Genomic DNA, 26,354 nt, shown 5'->3' on the forward strand with positions numbered 1-26,354 from the left:
ACCTCGTTCGATCACCAGGGTAGCCGTGTGGTCACCCTGAGGAACGAGCGCGCGGACGCGGGGGTTACGCCCCGGGGTGCGCCAGGGCGTCAGTCAGGTCGTCACGTGCCGGGCTCGGGCCCCGCGCCGGTGGCGCGTTCGGCGAGCACCGACTCGGTCGACTGGAGCAGCACCTGCCCGGCGCCGACGAACTCGTACTGGTGCTCCTCGCCCGACGCGCCCCCTATCCCGGTCATCGCCCGGATACCGCCGAGCACGCCGCGCAGGTACGCGTGGTCGTAGTGGTGGCAGGGCGAGGGGCAGTCGGCCCAGCCGACGAGCGCCTGCGGGTCGACCCGGATCGGCGGCTCCACGAAGTGCACGGCGCCGTTGGAGGCGGCCACGAACTTGCCGGTGCCGATGAGGGTGAGGAAGCCCGGGATGATCGACTGCTTCAGCGACAGGCCGGGTTGGAAGGCGAGCAGGTTGCCCGAGCGGATGGTGAGGTTGCCCTCGTCGAGGTCGTAGGAGTTGATGTCGTACGACCGGTCGGCGAGCAGCATCTTGCCGCGGCCCTGCGCGACCACCCACTCGGCGGCGTGCATCGGCGAGTGGAAGTTCTCCGCGATGAGGTGGTCCAGCGGGCCCGCGCCGATCGCCTGGAAGTCGATCTGCCCGAAGAAGGCGATCATCTTCCCCTTCTGCAGGAACCACTGGCCGTCCAGGTCCACGCTGAAGGCGTACGGGTTGACGTTGTCGTTCGACGGCAGCGTCCACGCGTCATGGACCACCGGCCCGCCCGGCGGCGCGGGCGGCGCCTGCGGCGGCACGGAAGGCGGCGACGAGGGCGGGGGCGGAGGCGTGGAAGCGCCCGCGTGTCCGTGGAACTCCGGGGACGTCACAGCTTCTCCTCCGACGCCTGTACGTACACCGTGCCGTTGCCGGACAGCTCCAGCTGGAACGCCTCGCCCGAGCCGCGGCCGACCATCTCGCGCCAGCCGAGCGCGGTGGTCAGCTTGTTGCGGACGTCGCCGCGGTGCGCGACATACGCCTGCGGGTCGACATGGACCGGGCCCCGGGCGGTGATCGGCAGTTCGATGACGCCGCCGTGCGCCATGAACGCGACCGAGCCCTTTCCCGCCAGCGTGGTGGTGAACAGGCCCTGGCCGGTGACCTGGCCGCGGATCACGCCCATCACACCGCCCTGCGAGCCCATGAACATCGTGCCCTGCCGGAGCGAGCCGTCGAAGGCGAGCAGCCGGTCGGCCTCCACGTAGAGCGTCTCGCCGGTGAGGTCCACGGTGTGGATGTGGTGGCCGCCGTGGCCGAACATCACCGAGCCCGGCGGGGTCCCGCCGGGGCCACCGGGCCCGACCGGCACCTCCACGGTCATCAGCGGGGTGGCCTCGTTGGCCACCCGGCGGCCGATCATGGACATCACCCCGCCCTGGCCGCCGGTGATGCTGGGCGTGAAGGTGACGGGGCCGCGGTAGGCGAGCATGGCGCCGCGCTGGCTGAACACCCGCTGCCCGGGCGCGATGTGCGCCTCGACCATCTTCGAGTTGATCCGGGTGAACGGCACTACAGCTGCCCCCCGACCGTGACGCGCTCGCTGGGCTGGACGTAGACCAGGCCCTCGCCCTCGAAGCGGAGCTGGAAGCTCTCGCCCGAGCCCTCGCCGATCAGGGTGCGCCAGCCGACCGCGGCCTGGAGCTGCTGGCGCAGGCCCCCGGTGTGCGCGATGTACGCGCCCGGGTCGACCACGAGCGGGGTCTGCGCGCTGACCCGCAGCACGATCGCCGGGCCGTCGGACATGATCGCGGCCTGGCCGCTGCCCTCGACGGTGGTGGTGAACAGGCCGTTGCCCTGGGAGGCGCCGCGCAGCCCGGTGAAGGTGGTGCCGGTGCGCAGCGACGGCTCGGTGACCAGCAGGTTCGACGCCTCGACGTAGAGCTTCTCGCCGCTGAGCCGGACCAGGTTGATCTCGGTGGCGCGGTCGGCGAAGTAGCAGGTGCCGTGGCCCTTGACCTCCATGACGGCCATCGACTCACCGGTGATGCGGCGCGTCATCAGGCCGCGCAGGCCCTCGCCGCCGCCGGTCATCTTCTTGAAGGTCATCTCGCCGTCGTAGGCGACCATGGCGCCGTTCTTCGCCTTGACCGCATCGCCCGCCAGGTCGACGGCGAGCACGCGGGTGCCCTGCAACCGGAAGTTGGCCATGGGTCACACGGTATCGGCCGACGGGCGGCGCCGGACCGGAAGCGGCGCCTTGCCGGCGTCGTCCTGACCGCCGAACAGCCCGCCGACCGGCGTGCCCGCGGTGTCCGCCGCGCCCGCCGCCGCCTCGACCTCGATCAGCGACTCCCCGCGCCGGGCCGCCTCGAACGCCGCGTGGCCGCCGCGCAGCCCGAACAGCCGCTTGCCGATGAGGATGTAGAGCACCGCGACGACGTTCAGCGCGAGCGTGCCGACCTTGAACCCGCTCATCTTCTCGGTGAGCTCGTAGACCTCGATCGGCAGGAACGCGGCGGTGGCGATGACCGCCAGGTACTCAGCCCAGCGCTTGCCGAACCACAGCCCGACGCCCTCGACCGTCTCGATCAGGGCGTACCCGAGCAGGCCGCCCGCCACCACGTGCAGGGTCGACTTCTTGTAGTCGAAGGTCTTCTGGATGGTGCCGACGACCGGGGAGTGGTCCAGGTCGTAGCCGAAGTGGTTGGCGACCGGGCGGAAGACGGTGAGGTCCTGCTCGAAGAGCCGGCGCACCGCGTCCTGGGAGTTGGAGAACTTCCACACCGCCCAGGCGGCCAGGATCACCAGCACCCCGCGCAGCACCCGCTCGACGGCGAGGAAGCGCAGGATGAACAGGTCGCGCAGCGCCCGGCCGCGCGGCACCAGCGGCGCCTGCTCGGCCGGCCCCGAGCCGTGCGGCTCGCCGAGCACGAAGTCCCCGCAGCGCAGGCAGCGCCAGACGGTGCCCACGGCGGTCCTGGCCTGGAGCCGCTCGCGCAGGCCCGGCTCGTCGGGCGCGTAGGTGATGTGGCCCTTGCTGGCGCAGTGCCTGCGGTCCCAGTCTCTGCTCATCGGTGTCGGTCCCCGTGGGTGGTGGTCGCTCGGAAACGGAAGGTACTGGTGGTGACGCGGTGCGCCGGCCCCGTGGCCGGACGGCGCTCCGTGGAGAGGGACGTTATCGCCCGTCGCGCGGTTGCCCACCCCGGACGCGGGTCATCGATACGGTCCGGTGATAATGGAGAAGAGTTTGTGATCGCCTTCACAAAGGCTTCGCATCCGCCCGTCCGCACATCGCACCCGACCGTTTTCGACAGCGAGGTCCCCGTGGAACTGAAGACCGCCGCCGCTCTGCGCCGGCTGCGCCTGATCTCCGCCCCGGAGGCGGCGTCCTTCGTGATCCTGCTGGTGTGCGTGGTGCTGAAGAGCACCACGGACTTCAACGCCGTGCCCGTGATGGGCATGGTGCACGGCATCCTGTTCATCATCTACGTGCTCTTCTGGGCGGACGCCTGGAACCGGGCGCGCTGGCCGCTCGGCCGCTCGGCGCTCTACCTGGTGCTGTCGGTGCTGCCCACCGGCGGCTTCTTCGCGGAGCGGATGCTGGCGCGCGAGTGCGAGACCGCGGTGGCGACGGCGCGGGCGGCCCAGGAGCAGGCCGCGGCCGAGGGCCCGGCCGGTTCCGACCAGGACGCCGAGGCGGTGACCTCCGCGTGATCGTCGCCTTCTCCGTGACCCCGCTGGGCGTCGGCGAGGACGTCGGTGAGTACGTCGCGGACGCGGTGCGGGTGGTCCGCGAGTCCGGGCTGCCGAACCGCACCGACGCGATGTTCACCTCGATCGAGGGCGAGTGGGACGAGGTGATGGACGTCGTACGGCGCGCGGTGGCCGCCGTCGAGGCTCGCGCGCCCCGGGTGTCCCTGGTGCTCAAGGCCGACATCCGGCCGTCGGTGACGGACGGGCTCACCTCGAAGGTCGAGACGGTGGAGCGGTTCCTGGCGCAGTGAGGGCATGAGGGGCATGACGGCATGACGTCATGAGCGCGGGACGTCATGAGCGCGGGACGCGGGACGTGGGACGCGGGACGTGGGACGTTTCAGAGCAGGCCGCCGGTCGCCATCGCGATGCCCAGCGGGGTGCGTTCGTAGAGCACCTGGTGGCCGTAGCGGCGGGACCTGAGCAGCCCGGCGTCGCGCAGCACCGCGAGGTGGGCGGAGACCGAGGACATCGCCAGGTCGTGCCGGTGCGCGAGGGCGGTGGTGGTCGTGGGCGCGTCGAGGCCGGAGAGGATCGCGGCCCGGTTGGCGCCCAGCAGCCGGACCAGGGCGTCGGACGCGCTGGGCCCGGTGCGCGCCCACAGGCCGCCGACCCCGCGGGCCGGGTAGACCACGGTCGGTTGCCACGGCGGGTCGAAGGCGCTGCTCGCCTCGGGCCAGAAGAAGACGCTGGGCACCAGCACCAGGCCGCCGCTCGCCGAGGGCAGCCGCTCCTTCTCCGGCAGGCCGCCGCCGACCGACAGCGCCCCCTCCGACCAGTTGAGCAGCGGGTGCAGCCCGGTGAACAGCCGCTGCATGCCGCCGTCGGCCAACCGCCGCGCGTGATAGGCGACATCCGCCTCCAGCACCGCCCGCAACCGCGGCCAGTGCGGCGCGAGCAGCGCGGACCACACGTGTTCGTACTGCCCGGCCAACTGCCGTACGGTGCCGGCCGGGTCGGCGAGCATGGCGCGGCCGCGGCGGGAGTCCCTCGCGCCCGGGGTCTTGGCCAGCGCCTGCGCGATCTGCTGCCGGGCGACCTCCGGATCGGTGGCGCGTATCGCGGCGGTCTCGTCCTCCAGCGCAGCCAACGGCACCGCGGGGACGGGGTGGAGGAAGTCGGGGCCGTGGCCGTTGCCCGGAGCGAGCAACCAGAACGCGATCAGGTCGAGGCCGGCGGCGACCGTACGGACCTGGCGCAGCCACGGAAGGTGATAGCCGTGCCGGTCCGGGTGGGAGAGGGTCCGGATCGCCCCCTGCGCCTCGCGCAACGGTGAGATCGCGAAGCGGCAGCGCAGCAGTTCCTCGGCCGTGAAGCGCATGCGCTGCGACATCACACCCCCCAAGATTCGGCAGCAGCCGAAAGACTACGACGGGTGGGGCCAGTGCCACCAGTGTGATGTCATGACAACGGACAGCGAGCACCCGTCTCGTGAGGGGAACCACTCCTCGCAGACGGGCTCGGACAACTCCCCCGACACCCAGGGGGAGAAGAAGAGAAGCGCCGGATACGGCGCGGTGTTCGCGGTACGGGAGTTCCGGGCGATGTTCGCCGCCCATGTGCTCTCGATGCTCGGCACGATGTTCTGCGAAGTCGCCCTGGCGGTCATGGTGTTCCGGCAGACCGGCTCCGCGCTGCTCACCGCGCTGGTCTTCGCGCTGACCACGCTGCCGTACGCGCTGAGCGGCCTGCTGCTGTCCGGCATCACCGACCGTGCCCCCGCCCGGCGGGTGCTGGTCACCTGCGACCTGCTGTCGGCGTCGTGCGTCGCCCTGATGGTCATCCCGAACATGCCGATCGCCGCGCTCCTGGTGCTGCGGATGGGCGTCTCGATCATCTCGCCGCTGTTCACCGGCACCCGCGGCGCGAGCCTGTCCGAGATCCTGGACGGCGACCTGTACGTGCTGGGCCGCTCGCTGATCTCGACGGTCTCCCAGACCTCGCAGATCATCGGCTTCGGCGTGGCCGGTCTGGTGGTCGCCTGGCTCACCCCGCGCCAGACCCTCTACATCACCGTGTGCACGTTCCTGTGCTCGGCGCTGCTGCTGCGGTTCGGCACGCTGCCCCGGCCGGCCCGCGACACCCGGGGGGCGGCGCTGATGCGCGAGTCGCTCGGGGCGAGCGGCCGGTTGCTGTCGCAGCCGCGGATCAGGGCGCTGCTGCTGATGTGGTGGGTGCCGCCGATGTTCTTCGGGGTCGCCGAGGGGGTGGCGGTGCCGTTCGCGGCCGAGGCCGGCGCCGGATCGGTGGGCTACGGCATCTTCCTGGCCGCGATGCCGGCCGGCACCGTCGTCGGTCAGATGGCGGCCGGGTCGCTGCTCGGTCCGGAGGCCAGGGACCGGATCACCCTGCCGCTGGCGGCCGTCGCGCTGCTGCCGATGCTCGCGTTCTTCGTCCATCCCCCGCTGCCGCTGGCGGTGGGGCTGCTGGTGCTCACCGGGCTGTGCGGCGCCTACGCGCTCGGCATGGACCGCTGGTTCGTGCAGGCGGTGCCGCTGGACATGCGCGGCCGGGCGATGACCCTGCTCGGCACCGGCCTGATGACGCTTCAGGGCGTCGGCCTGACGGCCGGCGGCGCGGTCGCCGAGGTGGTCCCGCCGTACGCGGTGGTCGGCGGCGGCGGGCTGGTGGGGACGGCCGGGGTGTTCATGGTGCTCAGGTCGGTGCGCAGGACCGGCATCACGCGCGAGGCGGCGGCAGCGACGGGCGAGCCGGCGTAGGGCGCCGGCGCGGCCACGGCGGGCGGACGAACCGGCGCAGGGCTCCTACGCGGCGGCCCGACCGCCCGGTCCGGCGCGACGCGGCCACGGCGAGCGGGTCGGCGTGGGGCCGCGATCGGGCCGGCCCCGCGCCGCTACGACTCCGTCAGGCCCGCGACGAGTTCGTCCGCCGCCGCGTACGGGTCGAGCGTGCCGTCGGTCACCTTCCCGGCCAGCGCGGAGAGCCGGGCGTCGCCGTGCAGGCTGCCGATACGGCGGCGCAGCGCGGTGACGGCGATGGTCTCGATCTCGCCGGCGGCGCGGGCACGGCGCCGCTCGACGAGGGTGCCGTGCTCCTCCATCCAGCCGCGGTGCTTGTCGAGTGCGTCGAGGAGTTCGTCGATGCCCTCGCCGCGGCTGGCGACCGTCTTGACGATCGGCGGCCGCCAGTCGCCGGCCGCGCGGGCCTCGCCGAGGCCGAGCATGTGGTTCAGCTCGCGGGCGGTGGCGTCGGCGCCGTCGCGGTCGGCCTTGTTCACCACGTAGACGTCGCCGATCTCCAGGATGCCGGCCTTCGCGGCCTGGATGCCGTCGCCCATGCCGGGGGCGAGCAGCACCACCGAGGTGTCGGCCTGCGCGGCGATCTCCACCTCGGACTGGCCGACGCCGACGGTCTCCACCAGCACCACGTCGCACCCGGCGGCGTCCAGCACCCGGATGGCCTGCGGGGCGGCCCAGGCCAGGCCGCCGAGGTGGCCGCGGGTGGCCATCGAGCGGATGTAGACGCCCGGGTCCGAAGCGTGCTCGGACATCCGGACCCGGTCGCCGAGGAGGGCTCCGCCGGAGAACGGTGAGGACGGGTCGACCGCGAGCACGCCGACCCGGCGGCCGGACCTGCGGTACGCCGTGACCAGCGCCGAGGTCGAGGTGGACTTGCCGACGCCGGGTGAACCGGTCAGCCCGACGACGTAGGCTCCGCCGGTCAGCGGGGCGAGCGTCGCCATCACCTCGCGCAGTTGCGGGGAACCGCCCTCCACGAGCGAGATCAGCCGCGCCACCGCCCGCGGCCGCCCCTCCCGCGCCTGCTCCACCAGCGTCCCGACGTCCGCCTGCACCTCGACCTCTTTCCGCTCTCTGGTCCTCGGTTCGCCTCCGGGCCCCGGAAGCCGCGCCCGCGAGGCGCCCTCAGGTCCGGTCCGGGGGCGCCGTTCTGCCGTCAGCCGACCGTAGGCACCGTTCCGCCGTCAGCCGACCGTAGGCACCCTTTTCCCGTCAGTTGCCCGGGACGCGGAGGATCAGGGCGTCGCCCTGGCCGCCGCCGCCGCACAGGGCGGCCGCTCCGGTGCCGCCGCCGCGCCGCTTGAGCTCGAGGGCCAGGTGCAGCACGATACGGGCGCCGGACATGCCGATGGGGTGGCCGAGGGCGATCGCGCCGCCGTTGACGTTCACCTTTTCCGGTGTCACGCCCAGGTCCTTCATCGACTGCACGGCGACCGCGGCGAACGCCTCGTTGATCTCGATGAGGTCGAGGTCGCCGACGGTCAGCCCCTCCTTGCGCAGCGCGTGGTTGATCGCGTTCGACGGCTGCGACTGGAGCGAGTTGTCCGGCCCGGCCACGTTGCCGTGCGCGCCGATCTCGGCGATCCAGGACAGGCCCAGCTCCTCCGCCTTGGCCCGGCTCATCACGACGACCGCGGCGGCCCCGTCGGAGATCTGCGAGGAGGTGCCCGCGGTGATGGTGCCCGCCCCGGTGGCGTCGGCGAAGGCGGGCCGCAGCCGGCTGAGCGACTCCGCGGTGGTCTCCGGGCGGATGCCCTCGTCCTGGGCGAAGACCACCGGGTCGCCCTTGCGCTGCGGGATCTCCACCGGGGTGATCTCGGCGTCGAACAGGCCGTTCTTCCGGGCGGCCGCGGCGCGCTGGTGGGACAGCGCGGCGAACTCGTCCTGCGGGGCGCGCTCGATGCCGAGCCGGGTGTTGTGCCGCTCGGTGGACGCGCCCATCGCGATCTCGTCGTAGGCGTCGGTCAGGCCGTCGTGCGCCATCGAGTCGAGCATCTCGATCGCGCCGTACTTGTGGCCCTCGCGGGACTTGGGCAGCAGGTGCGGCGCGTTGGTCATGGACTCCTGGCCGCCGGCCACCACGATCTCGAACTCGCCGGCCCGGATCAGCTGGTCGGCGAGGGCGATCGCGTCGAGGCCGGACAGGCACACCTTGTTCACGGTGAGCGCGGGCACGCTCATCGGGATGCCGGCCTTGACCGCGGCCTGCCGGGCCGGGATCTGGCCGGCGCCGGCCTGGAGCACCTGCCCCATGATCACGTACTCGACCTGGTCGCCGGCGATGCCGGCCCGGTCCAGCGCGGCCTTGATCGCGACGCCGCCGAGGTCGGCGCCGGAGAAGGTGCGCAGGCTGCCGAGCAGCCGCCCCATCGGGGTGCGGGCGCCGGCGACGATCACGGAGGTGCGGGCTTCCTGACTGGTCATGGTGCGGCCCCTTCGGCTGAAGAGAGGTTAACGAGGGTTACCGTCAATGTACTGACCGGTAGTCGCCGGGTCACGAGGCGGAACGTGTGATGGCGCGCACGTTGCGTGACCGCCCGCCGGTACGGTGAACTGTGCGCATGCTGACACGCATCGACCACATCGGGATCGCCTGCTTCGACCTCGACGCGACCGTCGAGTTCTACCGTGCCACGTACGGCTTCGAGGTGGAGCACACCGAGGTCAACGAGGAGCAGGGTGTCCGCGAGGCGATGATCAGGATCAGCGGGACGGACGACGGCGGCGCCTCCTACCTGCAGCTGCTGGAGCCGACCCGGGAGGACTCCGCGGTCGGCAAGTGGCTGGCGAAGAACGGCGAGGGCGTGCACCACATCGCCTTCGGCACCGGGGACGTCGACACCGACTCCGAGGCGGTGCGCGACAAGGGCGTGCGGGTGCTCTACCAGGAGCCGCGGATCGGCACCATGGGGTCGCGGATCACCTTCCTGCACCCCAAGGACTGCCACGGGGTGCTCACCGAGCTGGTCACCTCCGCCCCGCACACCCCCGACGCCGGCGACAAGGCGTAGCGATCCGGCCGAACCGGGCCCCCAGGACCGCCGAACAGGCCCGAGACCACTGACCCAACCCCGGTGCCGCCCGGTAGAGTGACCGAGGGCCGACCGGGGTGGGCGGCCGGGAGCACGCTCCTGGGTACGCTCCCGCTCCGTGACGTTGATCTGACACCATTCTTCGTATAGCTCTGTTCTCTCAAACCGAGCTACGGAGAATCTCACCCGGTTGGCGGGTGAGGACGCCAGGAGACCGATGGGACCGCGGAGTGCGGGGCAACGACAGCTACCGGGCTGACGACCAGCTCTCTCGACTCGAAGCCGAGATGGACCGGCTGCGTACCGAGCGCGGCAAGGCGGTCGATCACGCCGACGACCTCGGCTACCAGGTCGAAGTGCTGCGCGCCAAGCTGCACGAGGCGCGCCGCACTCTCGCCACCCGTCCCGCCTACGACAACATCGGCCACCAGGCCGACCAGCTGCTGCGCAACGCCCAGATCCAGGCCGACCAGCTGCGCGCCGACGCCGAGCGGGAGCTGCGCGAGGCCCGCGCCCAGACCCAGCGGCTGCTCCAGGAGCAGGCCGAGCACCAGGCCAGGTTCGAGTCGGACTGGCACACCGAGGCGATCGCCCGCCGCCGCCAGCTCGACGAGGAGCTCGCCGAGCGGCGCGCCACCGTCGAGACCCACGTCAACGAGAACGTGGCCTGGGCCGAGCAGCTGCGGGCCCGCAGCGAGTCGCAGGCGCGGCGGCTGCTGGACGAGACCCGCGCGGAGTCCGAGGCGGCACTGGCCGCCGCCCGGGCCGAGGCGACCCGGATCGCCGAGCAGACCAGCCAGCGGCTGACCGCGGAGGCCGAGGCGGCCCGCGCCGAGGCCGAGCAGTTGCTGCGCCGGGCGCGCGCCGACGCCGAGCGGCTGATGGCCACCGCCTCCGCGCAGGCCACCGAGGCCACCACCGAGGCCGAGGCGCTGCGCACCACCACCCGCAGCGAGTCCGACGAGGCCAGGACCCGCGCCACCGAGCTGTCCCGGCTCGCCGACGAGCGGGCCAGGGCCGCCGAGGAGACGCTGCGGCAGGCCACCACCGAGGCCGAGCGGCTGCGCGAGGAGGCCGCGGCCGGCGCCGCCAAGCGGCTGGCGGCCACCGAGACCGAGAACGAGCAGCGCACCAAGACCGCGCGCGCCGAGATCGCCCGCATGGTCGGCGAGGCCACCAAGGAGGCCGAGGCGGCCAAGGCGGAGGCCGAGCAGACCGTCGCCGACGCCCGCGCGGAGGCCGACCGGATCAGGGCCGAGGCGCAGGAGACCGCCCGCGCCAAGGCCACCGAGGACGCCGCCGCCCAGCTCGCCCAGGCGGCCAGGTCAGCCGAGGAGATCCTCACCAAGGCGTCCGAGGACGCCCGCTCCACCACGAAGGCCGCCGCCGAGGAGGCCGAGCGCATCCGCCGCGAGGCCGACGCGGAGGCCGAGCGGCTGCGGGCCGAGGCGGAGGCGTCGGCGCAGGAGCTGCGCGGCGCCGCCCAGGACGACACCGAGGAGTACCGCGCCAGGACCGTCGAACTCCAGGAGGAGGCCCGGCGGCTGCGCGGCGAGGCCGAGCAGTTGCGCGCCGACGCGGTCGCCGAGGGCGAGCGCATCCGCGGCGAGGCGCGGCGCGAGGCGGTCCAGCAGATCGAGGAGGCCGCGAGCAAGGCCGAGGAGCTGCTCGCCAAGGCGAAGGCCGACGGCGACGAGGTGCGGCAGGGCGCGACCGCCGAGGCCGACCGGATGCGCACGGAGTCCGTGGAGCGGGCCTCGGCGCTGAACACCAAGGCCGAGGAGGCGCTGCGGCAGGCGCGCGCGGAGGCCGACGAGCTGCACGCGGAGGCCGGGCGGCAGGCGGAGGCGGCCAAGGAGGCGGCCGAGCAGACCGTCGCGCAGGCCCGTACCGAGGCCGAGGCGGTCGCCGCGCGGATGCGCGAGGAGGCCGAGGGCGACCTGGCCCGGCTGCGCGAGGAGGCCGAGGCGCGGGTCGTCGGTGCCGAGCAGGCGCTGCGCGAGGCCACCGCCGAGGCGGACCGGGTCCGCGCCGAGGCCGGCGAGGAGGCCGAGCGGCTGCGCGGCGAGACCGCCGAGCGGGTCCGCGTCCTTCAGGAGCAGGCCGAGGCGGAGGCGGTACGGCTGCGCGACGAGGCGGCCTCGGACGCGGCGCAGACCCGCGCGGAGGGCGAGTCCGTCGCCGTACGGCTGCAGGCCGAGGCGGCCGCCGACGCCGAGCAGCGCAGGACCGAGGCGCAGGAGACCGCGGACCGGCTGCGCGCGGAGGCCGCGGCCGCCGCCGAGCGGATCGGGGTGGAGGCCGCCGAGGCGCTGGGCGCGGCCCAGGAGGAGGCGGCCCGGCGCCGCCGGGAGGCCGAGGAGGTGCTGGGCGCGGCCCGCACCGAGGCCGAGCAGGAGCGCACCCAAGCCCGCCGGGAGAGCGAGGAGTTGCTGGCCGCCGCCCGCAAGCGGGTGGAGGACGCCGGCGTCGAGGCGGACCGGCTGGTCGCCGAAGCGGAGCAGCGGGCGGCGGAGTTGGTGGCCGCCGCCGAGGGGACCGCGCAGCAGGTGCGCGACTCCGTCGCCGGGCTGCGTCAGGAGGCCGAGGAGGAGATCGCCGGGCTGCGGTCGGCCGCGGAGCACGCCGCCCACCGGATGCGCGCCGAGGCGCAGGGCGAGGCGGACCGGCTGCACTCCGACGCCAACTCCGAGCGGGAGCGGGCCGGTGAGGACGCGTCCCGGGTCCGCCGGGAGGCGGCCGAGGAGGCCGAGGCGGCCCGCGCGATGGCCGACCGCACGGTCAGCGAGGCGATCGAGGAGTCCGACCGGCTGCGTTCCGAGGCGCGCGAGGACGCGAACCGGATGCGTACCGACGCGGCGAACCAGGCCGACCAACTCGTGGGCAAGGCACGCGAGGAGGCCGAACGCCTCGGCGCCCAGGCCCGGGACGCGCTCGCGAGCGCCGAGCGGACCGCCGAGGACTCCCGTACGCACGCGCAGCGCATCCTGGACGAGGCGCGCGAGGCGGCGAACAAGCGGCGCAGCGAAGCGGCCGAGCAGGCCGACGAGTTGATCGGCAAGGCGCAGGCGGAGGCGGTCACGACGCAGGCCGCGGCGGAGCAGCACGCCGACGCGATGGTCGGCGCGGCCCGCACCGAGGCGGAGCGGATCGTCAACGAGGCCACCAACGAGGGCAACGGGATGGTGGAGCGCGCCCGCACCGACGCCGATACGCTACTGGCCGAGGCGCGCAACGACGCCACCAACACCCGCAACCGCACAGCGGAGTTGCGCCGCCGGGTGGAGTCCGAGGTGGAGGAGTTGCACGAGCGGGCCCGCAAGGAGGCCGCCGAGGCCATGAAGGTGGTCGGCGAGCGGGTGGACAAGCTGGTGGCCGCCGCGACCGAGCAGTTGGGGGAAGCGGAAGCGAAGGCCGCCGAGATCAAGAGCACCGCCACGTCGGAGGCGAGCAAGGTCCGGATCGCCGCCGTGAAGAAGGTCGAGGGCCTGCTCAAGGAAGCCGAGCAGAAGAAGGCCGAGGCCGAACGCGAGGCGGAGCGGGTCAAGGGCGAGGCGCGCGCCGAAGCCGAGCGCGTCGTGGCGGAGGGCAGAAGAGAGTTGGAGGTCCTGGTGCGCCGCCGAGAGGACATCAACGCGGAGATCTCCCGGGTCCAGGACGTGTTGGAGGCGCTGGAGTCGTTCGAGGCGCCCGGCGGGTCCGGCAAGAGCGCCGTCGCGGCCGGCGCGGGCGCACCCGCCACTCGTACGAGCGGCAAGCGGTCCGACGAGGCTCCACTCGATTGAGCGGACATTCTCCATACCGAATACGCAATGGCTCGGTGACACGCCGCCGCGCCCCCTAGGATTCCCCCTATCACCTCACCGGTCTGAATCATCGACAGGAACCCCATGAGCGACACTTCCTCCCCCTTCGGCTTCGAGCTCGTGCGTCGCGGATACGACCGCGGTCAGGTGGACGACCGCATCACCAAGCTCGTCGCCGACCGTGACAGCGCGTTGACCCGGATCACCGCGCTGGAGAAGCGCATCGAGGAACTGCACCTCGAAACCCAGAACGCCCAGGCCCAGGTCACCGACTCCGAGCCGTCGTACGCCGGTCTCGGCGCCCGTGTCGAGAAGATCCTCCGCCTCGCCGAGGAGGAGGCGAAGGACCTGCGCGAGGAGGCCCGCCGCGCGGCCGAGCAGCACCGCGAGCTGGCCGAGTCGGCCGCCGCCCAGGTCCGCAGCGACGCCGAGTCCTACGCCTCCGACCGCAAGGCGAAGGCCGAGGACGAGGGCGCGCGGATCGTCGACAAGGCGAAGGGCGACGCGACGCAGCTGCGCGCGGACGCGCAGAAGGACGCCTCGGCCAAGCGTGAGGAGGCCGATGCGCTGTTCGAGGAGACTCGCGCCAAGGCCGCCCAGGCCGCCGCGGACTTCGAGACCAACCTGGCCAAGCGCCGCGAGCAGTCCGAGCGGGACCTGGCGTCCCGTCAGGCGAAGGCGGAGAAGCGGCTGGCGGAGATCGAGCACCGCGCCGAGCAGCTCCGCCTGGAGGCGGAGAAGCTGCGCACCGACGCCGAGCGCCGCGCCCGCCAGACGGTGGAGACCGCGCAGCGCCAGTCCGAGGACATCGTCGCGGACGCGAACGCGAAGGCCGACCGGATTCGCAGCGAGTCCGAGCGCGAGCTGGCGGCGCTCACCAACCGCCGCGACAGCATCAACGCGCAGCTGACCAACGTGCGCGAGATGCTGGCCACGCTCACGGGTGCGGCCGTCGCCGCGGCGGGCTCCCCCGCCGACGACGAGCCGGTCTCGCGCGGCGTCCCGGCCCAGCAGTCCCGCTGACCGGCACTTCCGCGCCGGCCGGCGGCTCCGCCCCGCGGTGGTGCCACTGGCCGGCGGCTCCGCTCGCGGGCTGTACCACTGGTCGGCGACTGGTGGAGGCACGTTTTTCCACAACCCCCGCCCCTCCTCGGGCGGGGGTTGCGCCGTCTGAAGTAGCCTCGGGCCCATGATTGAGTTGCAGGGGCTCACCAAGCGGTACGGGGACAAGACCGCAGTCGACCATTTGACCTTCACCGTGCGCCCCGGCGTGGTGACGGGCTTCCTCGGGCCGAACGGCGCGGGCAAGTCCACGACGATGCGCATGCTGCTGGGGCTGGACAACCCGACCAGCGGCAGTGTCCGGATCGACGGCAAGCACTACGCACAGCTCAGCGAACCGCTGAAGTACATCGGCGCGCTGCTGGACGCCAAGGCGATCCACGGCGGCCGCACCGCGTACAACCACCTGCTGTGCATGGCGCAGTCCAACCGCATCCCCAAGCACCGGGTGGACGAGGTGCTGGAGACGGTGGGCCTGAGCGCGGTGGCGAAGAAGCGCTCCAAGGGCTTCTCGCTCGGCATGGGCCAGCGGCTGGGCATCGCCGGGGCGCTGCTCGGCGACCCGGAGATCCTGATGTTCGACGAGCCGGTCAACGGACTGGACCCGGAGGGCATCCACTGGATCAGGAACCTGATGAAGGGCCTGGCCGCCCAGGGCCGCACGGTCTTCGTCTCCAGCCACCTGATGAGCGAGATGGCGCTGACCGCCGACCACCTGATCGTGATCGGCCGCGGCCGGCTGATGGCGGACACCTCGATGTCCGACTTCATCGAGAAGAACTCGCGGTCCTACGTCCGGCTGCGCTCTCCGCAGCAGGAGCGGTTCAAGGACGTGATGGCCAAGGCCGGTTACACCGTGGTGGAAACCGGCGACGGAGCGTTCGAGATCACCGACGGCGACGCTGCCGCGCTCGGCGAACTCGCGGCGCAGCATCAGCTGGTGCTGCACGAACTCAGCCCGCAGCGGGCGTCGTTGGAGGAAGCGTTCATGCAGCTCACCGCGGAGTCGGTGGAGTACCACGCGCATGGCCAGGTCGGCCCGGGGCCGGTCGGCGGGCCCGGGGCTCCGGTGCCGGGCGGTGCTGCCGGGCAGCAGCCCGGGGCGCCCGCGGGGCAGCCTCCGTACGGCTCCTCGCCGTACGGAGCGTCGCCGTACGGTGCCTCGCCGTACGGACCGGGGCAGGGAGTGCCGCAGGGGCAGGGCCAGGGCGCGCCGCAGGGGCAGGGCTGGCAGCAGCAGCCGGGCCAGGGCGGTCAAGCGGCGCCGCCGCCTCCCGCCGCCCCCGAGTGGGGCGCCCAGTGGCGTGACAACGGCAAGAAGAAGGGGCACTGACCATGGCCTCGACCTCCGCCGTCCTCCAGTCCGAGTGGACGAAGATCCGCTCGGTGCGCTCCACCGTGTGGACGCTCGCGCTGGCCTTCCTGGTCACCATCGCGCTGGGCGCGATCATCAGCGCCGTCTTCAACAGCCAGTGGAGCTCGATGTCGCCGTCCGACAAGGCGACCTTCGACCCGACGAACACCAGCTTCTTCGGCATGACCCTCGGCCAGCTCGCGCTGATCGTCTTCGGCGTGCTGGTGATCTCCAGCGAGTACAGCACCGGCATGATCCGCACCTCGCTGGCCGCGGTGCCGCAGCGCGGCCACTTCTACGCCTCGAAGGTCGCGGTCGCCGGGGTGCTCGCCCTGATCGTCGGCATGGTGACCAGCTTCCTGACCTTCTTCGTCGGGCAGGCGCTGCTCGGCTCGCACAGCGCCTCGATCAGCGATCACGGCGTGCTGCGCGCGGTGTTCGGCGCCGGGCTGTACATGACGCTGATCGTGCTGTTCTGCGTGGGCACCGCGGCGATGCTGCGCAGCCCGATGCTGGGGCTGGGCATCCTGATGCCGTTCTTCTTCCTGGTCTCGCCGATCCTCAGCGCGGTGCCGAAGGTCAAGTCGGTGGCCCGCTACTTCCCCGACCAGGCCGGTCAGAAGATCATGCAGGTGGTGCCGGGCTCCGGGGACCACACGTCGTACGGCCCCTGGGGCGGTATCGGCATCATGGCGCTGTGGGTGATCGCGGTGCTCATCGGCGGCTACGTGGTACTCAAGCAGCGCGACGCCTGAGCCCGGGTCCGCCCGCCGGTCCGCGCCTGCGACAGGCCCGCCCGCACGGGCGCGTCACGCCACTTCGGGAGCACGGAACGCGTCACTCGAACGAGTGAATCCGCCGGCGGGCGCGACCACCGAAAGAACCGATGCCGCAGAGCGTTCGGGACCGCGGTGCGCGTCAGTACCGCGGGGCGTTACGGGACCGCTGCACCTTGCTGGTGCGGCGGTCCCTCGCGTTCCAGCAGGCGCGGTGCCAGTGCCGGCGGTCGTCCACCCCGCCGTACTCCCGCCAGGCCACCACGTGGCCGACGCCGGGCGGGATCTCCTGGTCGCAGCCCGGGCAGCGGTAGTGCTTCGCGGAGGCGCTGCCGGCGATCGGCCGCACCACCCACTCCTCGCCCTGCCACTCCTCGGTCCGGCCGCCGCCGAGGCCCGACTCGCGCTCCTGCGCGGGCGCCGGCTTGTACGGGCGGTTACGTCGCGGCGACACGGACACCTCGCGCTCTGCCCGGCCAGGCCCCGGGCTGCACTGGTTCGACAGCGGACCGGTCCGAGCCGCCGGGGCCGAACCGTCCCTCCAGGTTACGCGTACGCCCCGGGCCCGGCGGCACACCCACACGCGGCCCGCCGCCCTCCTGACGCCCGCCCAGCGCCCTTCGGCAGCCCTTCCGCCGCCCTTGCGCAACCCGCCCGCCTCCCGGCTGCCTCCCGGCTGGCGCCCGGCTGCCGCCCGCTCATCGGCTGCCGAAAATCATGAAAACTCCCGGGCCAGGCCGTGCCTTTGGCACGTGCCAAGCGTTGGACGGGGAAAGAGGGAGTGCGTGATGCGCGTTGGGACGTTCGTTCTCGCAGCCCAGTTCCCCGGCCAGGGCCAGGGCGAGGCGCTGAGCCGGGCGATATCCACGGCCGACGCGGCGGAGGCTGCGGGGCTGGACTCGGTGTGGCTGGCCGAGCATCACTTCGTGCCGTACGGCGTCTGCCCGTCGGCCGTCACCCTTGCCGGGATCATGCTCGGCCGCACCTCGCGGATCGGGGTCGGCACCGCGGTGAGCGTGCTGCCCACCGTCCACCCGGTCGCGCTCGGCGAGCAGGCGGCGCTGCTGCACCTCGCCTCCGGCGGCCGCTTCACCCTCGGCGTGGGGCGCGGCGGGCCATGGGTGGACCTGGAGGTCTTCGGCACCGGACTCGACGCCTTCGAGCGCGGCTTCCCCGAATCGCTCGATCTGCTGATGCGCTGGCTGAGCGAGCCCGCCGTGGCGGCGACCGGCCCGCGGTACGCCTTCCGCGAGGTGGCGGTGGTGCCGCGGCCGGACGAACTCGACGGTCGGCCAGGCCCCCCGGTGGTGGTGGCGTGCACCTCGCCCGGGACCGTACGGGAGGCCGCCCGGCGCTGCCTGCCGATGCTGCTGGGCATGCACTGCGGCGACGACGACAAGGCGGCGATGGTCGCGATGTGGCGGCAGGCGGCGCGCGCCGCCGGGCACCCGCCGGACGTGGTCGCGGCGGCCGGCCATGTCTCCGCGGGAGTGGTGCAGGTCGCCGACACCCGCGCGGACGCCGTGGAGGTGCTGGCGAAGGCGATGCCCGGCTGGCTCCAGCAGGGCCTGGCCGCGCACCGCACCTACGACGGCAGCCCGCGCGCGATGCGCGACCCGCACGGCTACACCGAACTGCTCTGCGCCCTGCACCCGGTGGGGTCGCCGCGGCTGTGCGCCGACCGGCTGGCCGCCACCGCCGAACGCACCGGCATCACCCGCTTCGCCCTGCTCGCCGAGGGCTCCGGCGACCTCGACGCGACCATGGAGAACGTCGCCCGGCTCGGCGGCGACGTGCTCCCGGAACTGGCCTGATCCGGTGCGGAGCGCCCGGCACGGCGGCACGCCTGGTTGTGTGCGGCACCGTTGATCGTTTACGGCCGCCGGTCCGGCCGCGGCGGGTGGGCGCGGCGGGTGGGCGCGCCGACCGGCCCCGCGGACGGGCCGATCGGCGCGGCCGGCTCAGCAGTCCCGCAACTCCGGTGACTGGTTGAGCACTTGGGACCGCAACGAGGTGAACTCGTCAAAGCTGCGCTCCACCGCCGGGTCCCAGGGGAACACCGCCACCCGGTGGCAGTTCTGGAAGGCCAGCCGCACCCCGAAGTGCCGCTGCAGCGCGCCGCGTATCGCGTCGCTGGCCAGTGCGCGCAGCAGTTGGCCGCGTTCCTTCTCGCTCGGCGGCGGCACCTGGTTGTCGGCGAACTCCCCTCCGTCGACCTTCAGTTGCGCCACCAGCGAGCTGATCATCTCCCACGCGTAAGGGAGGGACGTCCGGACGCAGTCGACGAACTCCTGCTCGTCGACCTCGCCTCGCTCGGCCTGTTCGAGAAGGGCCGGTGAGACGTCGAGCGACATGGGTACTCCTCTCGTGACCACGCGTCCTGAGCGGACGGGGGTCTGCGGGCACCGCGCACGGCCGGAAGCGCCGTGCGGGAGGACGTGTTGCCCGGAGGCCGCCCCAAAGTGCGGATCGTCGGCCCCGGTACGTCAACCGTAGGCGTCACCTGCGCGGCCGCACCAGGCGGCGACACCCACAACCGGCCAATTTTCCGGGCGGGGGCGGGGTCGGATAGCGTTGCACACCATGCGCCTCGTGATCGCCCGCTGCTCCGTGGACTACGCCGGTCGGCTCTCCGCTCATCTCCCTTCCGCCACAAGGCTGTTGCTGATCAAAGCCGACGGCAGCCTGTCCGTGCACGCGGACGACCGCGCCTACAAGCCGCTGAACTGGATGTCCCCGCCGTGCTCGCTCAAGGAGGGCGACGACGGTGTGTGGACGGTCACCAACAAGGCGGGCGAACAGCTGATCATCTCGATCGAGGAGATCCTGCACGACTCGTCGCACGAACTCGGGGTCGATCCCGGTCTCATCAAGGACGGCGTCGAAGCGCACTTGCAGGAGCTGCTCGCTGATCGGATGGAGGTGCTCGGCGCCGGCTGGACCCTGATCCGGCGCGAGTACCCCACGCCGATCGGCCCGGTGGACATCCTCTGCCGCGATGGTGGCGGCGCCACGGTGGCGATCGAGATCAAGCGGCGCGGTGAGATCGACGGGGTGGAGCAGCTCACCCGCTACCTCGAACTCCTCAACCGCGACACCCGGATCGCGCCCGTGAAGGGCGTGTTCGCGGCGCAGGAGATCAAGCCGCAGGCACGTGTGCTCGCGACTGATCGCGGGATCGACTGCGTGGTGCTGGACTACGACGCGTTGCGCGGCATCCAGGACGACAAGCTCCGCCTCTTCTAGGGCCCCTGACCCGCCCGGGTGGGCGGTTCTGTCGGTTCAGGGACCACCTGCCCGTGGGGGTTGCTCGCGCCGTTCCCCGCGCCCCTGGGGGGCACCGTTGTCTACGGGGTCGCGGTTGCCGTATCGGAGGGGGTCGCGGAGGGGGTGTCCGGGGTGGTGGCGGGTGTGCTCGCGGGCTGCGTGGCGATGGAGGGTGAGGGGCCCGTCGAGTCCGTGGGGGGCGGGGTCGTCGGGGTCGTGGGCGGGGTGGTCGGAGGCTTCGTGGTGGGCGGGGGCGTGGTCGGCCGCGTCGTCGGCGAGTGGGTCGGCTTGCCGCCTCCGCCCGGGTGGCCCGTGCTCGGGGTGGTCGGGGGCGTGGTCGGGGGGGTCGTGGCCGTGGTGCCGGTGGCGGTGGTGGTGCCCGCGGGAGTGGAGCCGGTGGGGGTGGAGGTCGTCGAGGGCGAGGCGGTGGACGAGCTCGCCGGTGGGGAAGCCGTCGTGCCGTCCTGGGCCGGGGCCTGCGTGGTGTCCGGCGGGTCCTGCTGGACGGACTCGATCGGCTTGACCTGGTCGTCCGGGTGGTCGTCGCCGCCCGAGGTGGCCCCGAGGGTGACGATCGTGCCGACCACGGCGGCGATCAGGACCCCGGTGCCCGCGGCCACGAGGTTGCGGCGGGAGCCGACCACCGCGAGCTTCCGCACGCTGGGCGCGGCGCGCCCCGCGGCGGGGGCCGCGCCGGGCGTGGGCGCCTTGCTGATGAGCACGGGCGGCACGGCCTCGGGCAGCGCGAGCGTCCCGGTGGCCGCCGCCCGCGGCTCGGCCGGCGCCGTCGGCGGGACCTCCGGTGCGGCGCTGCCGGCCAGGTCGGTGACGAGCGCGAGGGTGCGGCGGCCCACGACCGTGCCCTGCCGGTCGGCGAGCGCCGCGCGCAGCGCGATGGACGCCTCCAGGTCGGCGCGGGCCCGGTCGAGGTGGCCCGTGCACAGCGCGAGCACCCCGAGTTCGTGCAGGAAGTACGCCTCCTCGGCGACCTCCCCCGACAGCCGCGCGGCCTCCTGGCCGATCCGCAGCGCCCGCTCCCAGGCCCCCCAGTGCAGCGCCGCGGCGAACGCGGGCGCGACCGTACGGGCCAGCAGCACCGCTGCGCTGGCGTGCCCGCCGTCACGGCAGGCCGTCATCGCCGCGATGATCGCCTCGGACTCGGCGGTGGCCCGCTCGGGCGTGACCGAGGGGTGCCCGGTCCACCAGGCGTAGTGCAGTGCCGCGGTGTGCGCCTGGACGTCGGAGAGTTCGCCGTCGACCGACAGGCTCGGGGCGAGCTGCGGTACGACCCCGGCCGCCAGCCGGAAGTGCGCGGCGACCGGCACCGCGAGCCCGACGGACGTCAACTCGCCGAGCGCCGCGTCACCGTGGGTGTCGCCGACCAGCGCGGGCAGGTGCGAGGGGTGCGGGCACTCGCCGTCGAGGGCGACCGCGAAGGCCAGCGCCTCCCGGGCGGCCTCGCTCAGCCGCGAGGCGAGCAGGTCCGCGGGCGCGGCGCTCTCCGCGAGCGAGGGCAGCGGGTCCGACGCGGGCCGACGTACGCCAGGGGACGGCACACCGGTGCCGGGGGCGCCCTTCTCCCACACCGAGTCGTCCCACTCCGCCGGTTCGGCCTCCTCGACCGGCGCGCGCAGCGCGTCCCGCTGCCGGAGCAGGGCGCCGGCCTGCACGAAGCGCAGCGGCAGCCCCTCGGACTCGAACCACAGGTCGGCCGCCCACGCGGCCTCGTCCTCGGCCAGCGTCCGGCCGGCGGCGAGCTGGAGCAGGTCCAGGCTGGCGACCCGGGTGAGGCCGGCGAGGAAGACCTCCTCGACCATCGAGTCGGCGGCGGGCGCGGGCACGCCGGGCGTGGCCGACATCAGGAAGGCGCATTCGGGGGCCGCGGCGAGCAGTTCCTCCAGCGCGGCGCCGCCGAACTCCAGGTCGTCCACCACGACCACGGCGCCGATCGGGCGCAGCAGCCCGGGCAGCTCGGCGCGGGCCGGGCGGTAGCCGTCACCGGCGTAGACGACGGCGTAGAGGTCCTGCAGGACGTCGGCGACGGTGCGGTGGTAGCCGGACAGCCACAGCACGCCGTCGGGCGCGAGGTCGCCGCAGGCGTTGGCCACGGACTCCAGCAGGGCGGTGCGTCCGGCCCCGGACGGGCCGGTGACGCGTATGGAACGGCCGCGGGCCAGCAGCCGTATCAGCCGCTCCCGCTCCTCGTCGCGCTCCAGCAGCGGCAGTTCGGGACCGGGCGGCCCCGGCGGCGGGGTGGGCCGGGCGCCGGCGCTGCGCGCGGTGCGCTCCGCCTTGCTCCGGCGCGCGGGCACCCGCGCCTCCTCGGGCGGGCAGCTGACGACCTCGGTGCCGTCGACGTGGTTGATCGTGAGCAGGTAGTCCGCGGTCACCACGCGTTCGACCCTGGTGCCCGGGCCGCTGCCGCCGCCCACCTCGGGGGCGAGCGGGTCGCGGGCCGGCCGGGTCACCCGCGGCACGGGCGAGGTCGCGTCGAAGAGCGAGGGGGTGTGGCTGGGTCGCAGCGCGGGCAGCCGGTCACCGTCGCCGACCGCTCCCGCCGCGAACGCGTCGAAGCTGCCGCCCGACCGGGCCCCTCCCCCGGTCCCGGACCCGCCGGACCCGCCGCCGGACCCGCCGAAGGCGTCGAACGACCCGGACACCCCGGATGCCCCGGAGTTCCCGGGCGCCCCGAAGGCGCCGAACCCGGAGCCCGGCGCGGAGCCGCTCAGGTCGCGGTCCGCGGGGGCCAGTCCACCCGGGCCGCTGACATCGACGGCCGGGGCGTCGGCGAACCCGCCGCCGAACCCGTCACCGAACCCGGCGATGTCGCCACCCCCGCTGAACGGCACGACGCCCGCGCCCGGGTCCGCCGGCTGCGCCGGGTCGACCGGGGCGGCCGGAGCGAAGGGGTCGAAGTCGTCGGCGAGCGGGTCGTACGCGTCGAGCCCGGCACCAGGTGCCCGCCCCTCGTCCGCGTCACCCGGACCCGTAAGGTCGCCGCGCGTACCGTCGCCGCCCGCGGCGCTGCCGGCCGCTTCCGTACCCGCGTCGCCCGTACCGCCCGCGTCGTCCGCCTCGCCCCCGGCGCTCTGCTCCGTCCCGCGCAGGCTCTTCCCGCCGGTCCCGAACGCGTCGAAGCTCTCGGCGCCCTTCAGCCGCGCGACGGCTCCGGCGCCGGCCGCGAGCCCCAGCCCGTCGTCCTCGGCGGCCGGGTCCTGGAAGACCGCGGGCGTGGCGAAGGCACCAAGGCCGAACGGCGGCTGCGCGGGCGGCTCCGGCGCGGCCGGCCACTCGCCGCGGGGCTGCTCCTGCCGCGCGCCCGGCCGCGGGGCGCCGGCCGCGAACGCGTCGAACGCCCCCGCCGGGCGCCGGCCGGCCGAACCGCCGGAGGCGCCGCCGAACGGCGACACCCCGGACGCGGCCGGTCCCGGCCGGTCCGCACGGGCGCCGTCGCCCCGCGCGAGGTCGTCACCGCGACCGGCCGCACGGCCGTCGTCGCCGTCCGGGTCCTCGACGGAGTCGAAGCGCTCGGTGTGATCCATGTCGTACGCCCCCAAGGTGCGTCACTGGTTGGGGGCCGCCACGGGCTGCCGCGGGTCCGCGCTCACGGACCGCCGCCCGGATTCCCCTACTGCGGCGCACGCGGTGGCACGCCTCCTGGCCATCGATGCGCAAACTCTAAGGGCTCGCACACCATCCATGAAGTGCCGGGGGTGCCTCACCTGCGGGAAGCGTCCGTTACGCCTTTTACGTGCGGTTGGCTGCCGCGGATTACGTTTCCGCCTCGATCGCGAGGATTCGGTGCAGCCGGGTGGCGATCAGCAGCCGCTGCATCTGCGGGGGCACACCGCGCAGCACCAGCCGGCGGCCGCCGCGGCCGGCCCGCCGGTGCGCGCCCATGATCACACCGAGGCCGGTCGCGTCCCACGAGTCGAGTTCGGTCAGGTCCAGCACCAGGTCGCCGTGCCCGGCGTCCAGCGCGGTGTGCAGGGCCGTACGGGCGTCCGCAGCGCTGCGCACGTCGAGGCGCCCCCCGACGACCAGCTCGGCGTGGTCGCCCCTGATGTGCATAGTCACTCCCGGACGGTGCTGGCATGGACACGGTGCTGGTGCGGACACGGTGCCGGCATGGATGCCGTGCGAGCGGCGTGAACGCGTCGACCCGTCAGTCCTCACACAACTGACGGTCCGTCGTATACAGAAGTTGCCGCCTGTGAGCGAACCGAGACCGAATTCACTCCTTGGAGTGACGTCGGTTAGTACGTGTAGAACCCCTGCCCGCTCTTTCGGCCCAGGTCACCCGCGTCGACCATCCGCCGCATCAGCTCCGGCGGGGCGAACTTCTCGTCCTGGGACTCGGTGTAGATGTTCCCGGTGGCGTGCAGCAGGATGTCCACCCCGGTGAGGTCGGTGGTGGCGAGCGGGCCCATCGCGTGCCCGAAGCCGAGCTTGCACGCGGTGTCGATGTCCTCCGCGGTGGCGACCCCGGACTCGTAGAGCTTGACCGCCTCCACCACCAGCGCGGAGATCAGCCGGGTGGTCACGAAGCCCGCCACGTCGCGGTTGACGACGATGCAGGTCTTGCCGGTGCGCTCCGCGAACTCCCTTGCCCGGGCGAGCGTGTCGTCGCTGGTCTTGTGGCCGCGGACCAGTTCGCACAGCCCCATCAGCGGCACCGGCGAGAAGAAGTGGGTGCCGACGACCCGTTCGGGGCGCTCGGTGGCCGCGGCGATCTTCGTGATCGGGATCGCGGAGGTGTTGGAGGCGAGCACCGTGTCGTCGCCGACCAGCCGGTCGAGGGTGCGGAAGATCTCCCGCTTCACCTCGACCTCCTCGAAGACCGCCTCCACCACGAGGTCGGCGTCGGCGGCCGCGTCCAGGTCGGTGGTCGTGGTGATCCGGGCGAGCGCGGCCTCGGCGTCCTGCGCGGTCAGCTTCCCCTTCGCCACGAACTTGTCGTAGGACGCGGCGATTCCGCTCCGGCCGCGGGCCAGCGCCTCGTCGGTCACGTCCCGCAGTACCACCTCGTAGCCCGCCTGCGCGGACACCTGCGCGATGCCGGCGCCCATCAGTCCGGCTCCGATGACGGCGACCTTCTTCGCCACGGCACACACCTCTCCGTCGGGGTATCTGGCCCGGACCCTAACGCCCCTTCAGCACCCGGCGCAGCATGATGTCGGCCGCGTCACCGTGTGTCCTTGGTCGCACAGTTGGGGCGGCGCGGCCGGGTGGGTGGCGACCCGGACCGGGCCGGACAGGGCCTACGCTCGTCGGCATGGTCAACCTCACCCGTATCTACACCCGTACCGGCGACGACGGCACGACGGCGCTCGGCGACATGAGCCGTACCGCCAAGACCGACCCGCGGATCGGCGCGTACGCCGACGCCAACGAGGCGAACGCGGTGCTCGGGGTGGCGCTCGCGCTCGGCGATCTCGCGGAGCCGGTGGCCGCCGTCGTGACCCGGGTCCAGAACGAGCTCTTCGACGTGGGCGCGGACCTGGCCACCCCGGTGGTGCCGGACCCGAAGTACCCGCCGCTGCGGGTGGAGCAGCCCTACGTGGACCGGCTGGAGGCGGAGTGCGACCGCTTCCTCGCCGAGCTGGACAAGCTGCGCAGCTTCATCCTGCCCGGCGGCACCCCGGGCGCGGCGCTGCTGCACCAGGCGACCACCGTGGTGCGCCGGGCCGAGCGCTCCACCTGGGCGGCGCTGGACGAGCACGGCGACACGATGAACCCGCTCACCGCCACCTACCTGAACCGGCTCTCCGACCTGCTCTTCATCCTCGCCCGCACCGCCAACGTCGCCCGCGGCGACGTGCTGTGGGTGCCGGGCGGCGACCGCTGAGCCGGTCACGGCACCACGGGATCAGCGCACCCGGCCGCGCGGTACGGCGCCGCGCCGCGTTCGTCCGCGGCTCAGCCGGCCACGGACGTCACGCCACGTTGACGCGCTGGCCGGGCGGGGCCGCCTCCAGCCAGGCGAGGAAACCCGTCAGGGCGTCGTCGCTCATCGCCAGCTCCAGCCGGACACCCCGGTGGACGCAGCAGAGCACCACCGCGTCCGACAGCAGGGCCAGCTCCTCCGAGCCCTGGGGTTCGCGGCGGCCGGTGACCTCGATCGAGGGGCGCTCCAGCACCCGGCGCGGCCGGATCGCGTAGGAGAAGACCCGGAACCACTCCACCCGGTCACCGCTGTAGCGGGCCACTCCGTAGACCCAGCCCTTGCCGGCGGCCGACTCGGCGTCGCCGGCCGGGGCCGGGCGCAGCGAGCAGTCGAAGGTGCCGCCGGGGCGCTGGATGAGGCGCCGGCGCAGCCCGAAGAGGAAGAGACCGAGCAGCGCTGCCACCAGGACCGCGCCGCCCACTTCGAAAGCGAGGATCACGTCCACCGACCTCCTCGCCTCGAATGAGTTGCCGCCCTTGCTGTGCCGGTGCCGCGGGGCGCCCCCGCGGGGGGGCCGCCGCGCCCGGGTCCTGGGGGTTATACGGACGGCCGGGAAAAATACATAATCCTGCGGCCGCCCCCCGGGCGGGCCGCACCACCCCCCCGC

Annotated in this window: 23 protein-coding genes and 1 pseudogene; 11 read left to right on the forward strand and 13 right to left on the reverse strand. The window is 73.6% G+C overall.

The window, feature by feature from the left end; translation table 11 throughout:
- Positions 1 to 101: 101 nt before the first annotated feature.
- The 4 genes from ACIPAE_RS20350 to ACIPAE_RS20365 all read right to left on the reverse strand — a co-directional run bounded on the left by ACIPAE_RS20350 (position 102) and on the right by ACIPAE_RS20365 (position 3,063).
- Positions 102 to 809 carry an AIM24 family protein gene (locus tag ACIPAE_RS20350; protein WP_329373885.1) on the reverse strand — a complete coding sequence of 236 codons (708 nt, stop codon included), beginning with the start codon at positions 807 to 809 and terminating at the stop codon, positions 102 to 104.
- 68 nt (positions 810 to 877) lie between these two features.
- Positions 878 to 1,561 (reverse strand): AIM24 family protein, encoded by a 684-nt coding sequence (locus tag ACIPAE_RS20355; protein ID WP_402446871.1) that lies wholly within the window; start codon positions 1,559 to 1,561, stop codon positions 878 to 880.
- Positions 1,561 to 2,199 carry an AIM24 family protein gene (locus ACIPAE_RS20360; protein WP_329364486.1) on the reverse strand — a complete coding sequence of 213 codons (639 nt, stop codon included), beginning with the start codon at positions 2,197 to 2,199 and terminating at the stop codon, positions 1,561 to 1,563. Before ACIPAE_RS20360 ends, ACIPAE_RS20355 begins: the two co-directional genes overlap by 1 nt.
- Positions 2,200 to 2,202: 3 nt before the next feature.
- Entirely contained in the window at positions 2,203 to 3,063 is an 861-nt protein-coding gene (locus ACIPAE_RS20365; protein WP_329364488.1) for a DUF2127 domain-containing protein, read from the reverse strand.
- A 252-nt stretch (positions 3,064 to 3,315) separates the two neighbouring features.
- Here ACIPAE_RS20365 and ACIPAE_RS20370 point away from each other — a divergent pair, with 252 nt between their 5' ends.
- Positions 3,316 to 3,705 carry a DUF3817 domain-containing protein gene (locus ACIPAE_RS20370; protein ID WP_329364490.1) on the forward strand — a complete coding sequence of 130 codons (390 nt, stop codon included), beginning with the start codon at positions 3,316 to 3,318 and terminating at the stop codon, positions 3,703 to 3,705.
- Positions 3,702 to 3,995: an MTH1187 family thiamine-binding protein gene (locus tag ACIPAE_RS20375; RefSeq protein ID WP_329364492.1), complete on the forward strand. Its 294-nt coding sequence runs from the start codon at positions 3,702 to 3,704 to the stop codon at positions 3,993 to 3,995. The genes ACIPAE_RS20370 and ACIPAE_RS20375 overlap by 4 nt, the downstream gene beginning before the upstream one ends.
- Positions 3,996 to 4,084: 89 nt before the next feature.
- Here ACIPAE_RS20375 and ACIPAE_RS20380 read toward each other — a convergent pair whose 3' ends face one another.
- Positions 4,085 to 5,077, reverse strand: a complete 993-nt coding sequence (locus ACIPAE_RS20380) for a DUF5937 family protein (protein WP_329364493.1) — start codon at positions 5,075 to 5,077, stop codon at positions 4,085 to 4,087.
- A 70-nt stretch (positions 5,078 to 5,147) separates the two neighbouring features.
- Here ACIPAE_RS20380 and ACIPAE_RS20385 point away from each other — a divergent pair, with 70 nt between their 5' ends.
- On the forward strand, positions 5,148 to 6,464 hold the full coding sequence (locus ACIPAE_RS20385; RefSeq protein ID WP_329364495.1) for an MFS transporter: 1,317 nt from the start codon (positions 5,148 to 5,150) through the stop codon (positions 6,462 to 6,464).
- Positions 6,465 to 6,598: 134 nt separating this feature from the next.
- Here ACIPAE_RS20385 and meaB read toward each other — a convergent pair whose 3' ends face one another.
- Entirely contained in the window at positions 6,599 to 7,558 is a 960-nt protein-coding gene (gene meaB / locus ACIPAE_RS20390; RefSeq protein WP_402446876.1) for a methylmalonyl Co-A mutase-associated GTPase MeaB, read from the reverse strand.
- Positions 7,559 to 7,715: 157 nt separating this feature from the next.
- Positions 7,716 to 8,900 (reverse strand): acetyl-CoA C-acetyltransferase, encoded by a 1,185-nt coding sequence (locus ACIPAE_RS20395; protein WP_366412511.1) that lies wholly within the window; start codon positions 8,898 to 8,900, stop codon positions 7,716 to 7,718.
- 164 nt (positions 8,901 to 9,064) lie between these two features.
- Between ACIPAE_RS20395 and mce the strand changes: the two genes are divergently transcribed.
- The 5 genes and pseudogenes from mce (at position 9,065) to ACIPAE_RS20420 (ending at position 16,512) form a co-directional block, all read left to right on the forward strand.
- Complete coding sequence (gene mce, locus ACIPAE_RS20400) at positions 9,065 to 9,514, forward strand: methylmalonyl-CoA epimerase (protein WP_329364499.1); 450 nt, start codon at positions 9,065 to 9,067, stop codon at positions 9,512 to 9,514.
- A gap of 251 nt (positions 9,515 to 9,765) precedes the next feature.
- Positions 9,766 to 13,320, forward strand: coding sequence for a polarized growth protein Scy (gene scy / locus ACIPAE_RS20405; protein WP_402446880.1), 3,555 nt, complete (start codon positions 9,766 to 9,768; stop codon positions 13,318 to 13,320).
- Between the two features lie 105 nt (positions 13,321 to 13,425).
- Positions 13,426 to 14,364 (forward strand): cellulose-binding protein, encoded by a 939-nt coding sequence (locus tag ACIPAE_RS20410; protein ID WP_329364503.1) that lies wholly within the window; start codon positions 13,426 to 13,428, stop codon positions 14,362 to 14,364.
- A gap of 166 nt (positions 14,365 to 14,530) precedes the next feature.
- Positions 14,531 to 15,437 (forward strand): annotated as a pseudogene (locus ACIPAE_RS20415) (ABC transporter ATP-binding protein); the annotation flags it as partial.
- A 301-nt stretch (positions 15,438 to 15,738) separates the two neighbouring features.
- A complete protein-coding gene (locus ACIPAE_RS20420) occupies positions 15,739 to 16,512 on the forward strand; it encodes an ABC transporter permease (protein WP_329364505.1) in 774 nt (257 codons plus the stop codon).
- 163 nt (positions 16,513 to 16,675) lie between these two features.
- Here the strand turns inward: ACIPAE_RS20420 and ACIPAE_RS20425 are convergent, their stop codons facing one another.
- Positions 16,676 to 16,987 carry an ATP/GTP-binding protein gene (locus tag ACIPAE_RS20425; RefSeq protein WP_329364507.1) on the reverse strand — a complete coding sequence of 104 codons (312 nt, stop codon included), beginning with the start codon at positions 16,985 to 16,987 and terminating at the stop codon, positions 16,676 to 16,678.
- Positions 16,988 to 17,321: 334 nt separating this feature from the next.
- On the opposite strand from ACIPAE_RS20425, the gene ACIPAE_RS20430 reads away from it, so the two are divergent.
- Positions 17,322 to 18,347 (forward strand): LLM class flavin-dependent oxidoreductase, encoded by a 1,026-nt coding sequence (locus ACIPAE_RS20430; protein WP_402446885.1) that lies wholly within the window; start codon positions 17,322 to 17,324, stop codon positions 18,345 to 18,347.
- A 147-nt stretch (positions 18,348 to 18,494) separates the two neighbouring features.
- On the opposite strand, the gene ACIPAE_RS20435 is transcribed toward ACIPAE_RS20430, so the two are convergent.
- Positions 18,495 to 18,887: an SCO5389 family protein gene (locus ACIPAE_RS20435; protein WP_328469644.1), complete on the reverse strand. Its 393-nt coding sequence runs from the start codon at positions 18,885 to 18,887 to the stop codon at positions 18,495 to 18,497.
- Between the two features lie 229 nt (positions 18,888 to 19,116).
- Here ACIPAE_RS20435 and nucS point away from each other — a divergent pair, with 229 nt between their 5' ends.
- Complete coding sequence (gene nucS / locus ACIPAE_RS20440) at positions 19,117 to 19,779, forward strand: endonuclease NucS (protein WP_328469642.1); 663 nt, start codon at positions 19,117 to 19,119, stop codon at positions 19,777 to 19,779.
- Between the two features lie 101 nt (positions 19,780 to 19,880).
- Here the strand turns inward: nucS and ACIPAE_RS20445 are convergent, their stop codons facing one another.
- The 3 genes from ACIPAE_RS20445 to ACIPAE_RS20455 form a co-directional block, all read right to left on the reverse strand.
- On the reverse strand, positions 19,881 to 23,342 hold the full coding sequence (locus tag ACIPAE_RS20445) for a hypothetical protein (protein ID WP_402446888.1): 3,462 nt from the start codon (positions 23,340 to 23,342) through the stop codon (positions 19,881 to 19,883).
- A 229-nt stretch (positions 23,343 to 23,571) separates the two neighbouring features.
- The gene (locus tag ACIPAE_RS20450) at positions 23,572 to 23,871 is read right to left on the reverse strand and encodes an STAS domain-containing protein (protein ID WP_329373889.1); all 300 of its coding nucleotides are present in this window, start codon (positions 23,869 to 23,871) and stop codon (positions 23,572 to 23,574) included.
- Positions 23,872 to 24,056: 185 nt separating this feature from the next.
- Complete coding sequence (locus ACIPAE_RS20455; RefSeq protein ID WP_329364514.1) at positions 24,057 to 24,905, reverse strand: 3-hydroxyacyl-CoA dehydrogenase family protein; 849 nt, start codon at positions 24,903 to 24,905, stop codon at positions 24,057 to 24,059.
- Between the two features lie 170 nt (positions 24,906 to 25,075).
- On the opposite strand from ACIPAE_RS20455, the gene ACIPAE_RS20460 reads away from it, so the two are divergent.
- The gene (locus ACIPAE_RS20460) at positions 25,076 to 25,648 is read left to right on the forward strand and encodes a cob(I)yrinic acid a,c-diamide adenosyltransferase (RefSeq protein ID WP_366412509.1); all 573 of its coding nucleotides are present in this window, start codon (positions 25,076 to 25,078) and stop codon (positions 25,646 to 25,648) included.
- An 88-nt stretch (positions 25,649 to 25,736) separates the two neighbouring features.
- Here the strand turns inward: ACIPAE_RS20460 and ACIPAE_RS20465 are convergent, their stop codons facing one another.
- On the reverse strand, positions 25,737 to 26,186 hold the full coding sequence (locus tag ACIPAE_RS20465; protein ID WP_329364518.1) for a DUF2550 domain-containing protein: 450 nt from the start codon (positions 26,184 to 26,186) through the stop codon (positions 25,737 to 25,739).
- Positions 26,187 to 26,354: the final 168 nt, after the last annotated feature.

Source organism: Streptomyces sp. NPDC087270 (genome assembly GCF_044744625.1).
Taxonomy (GTDB): Bacteria; Actinomycetota; Actinomycetes; order Streptomycetales; family Streptomycetaceae; genus Actinacidiphila.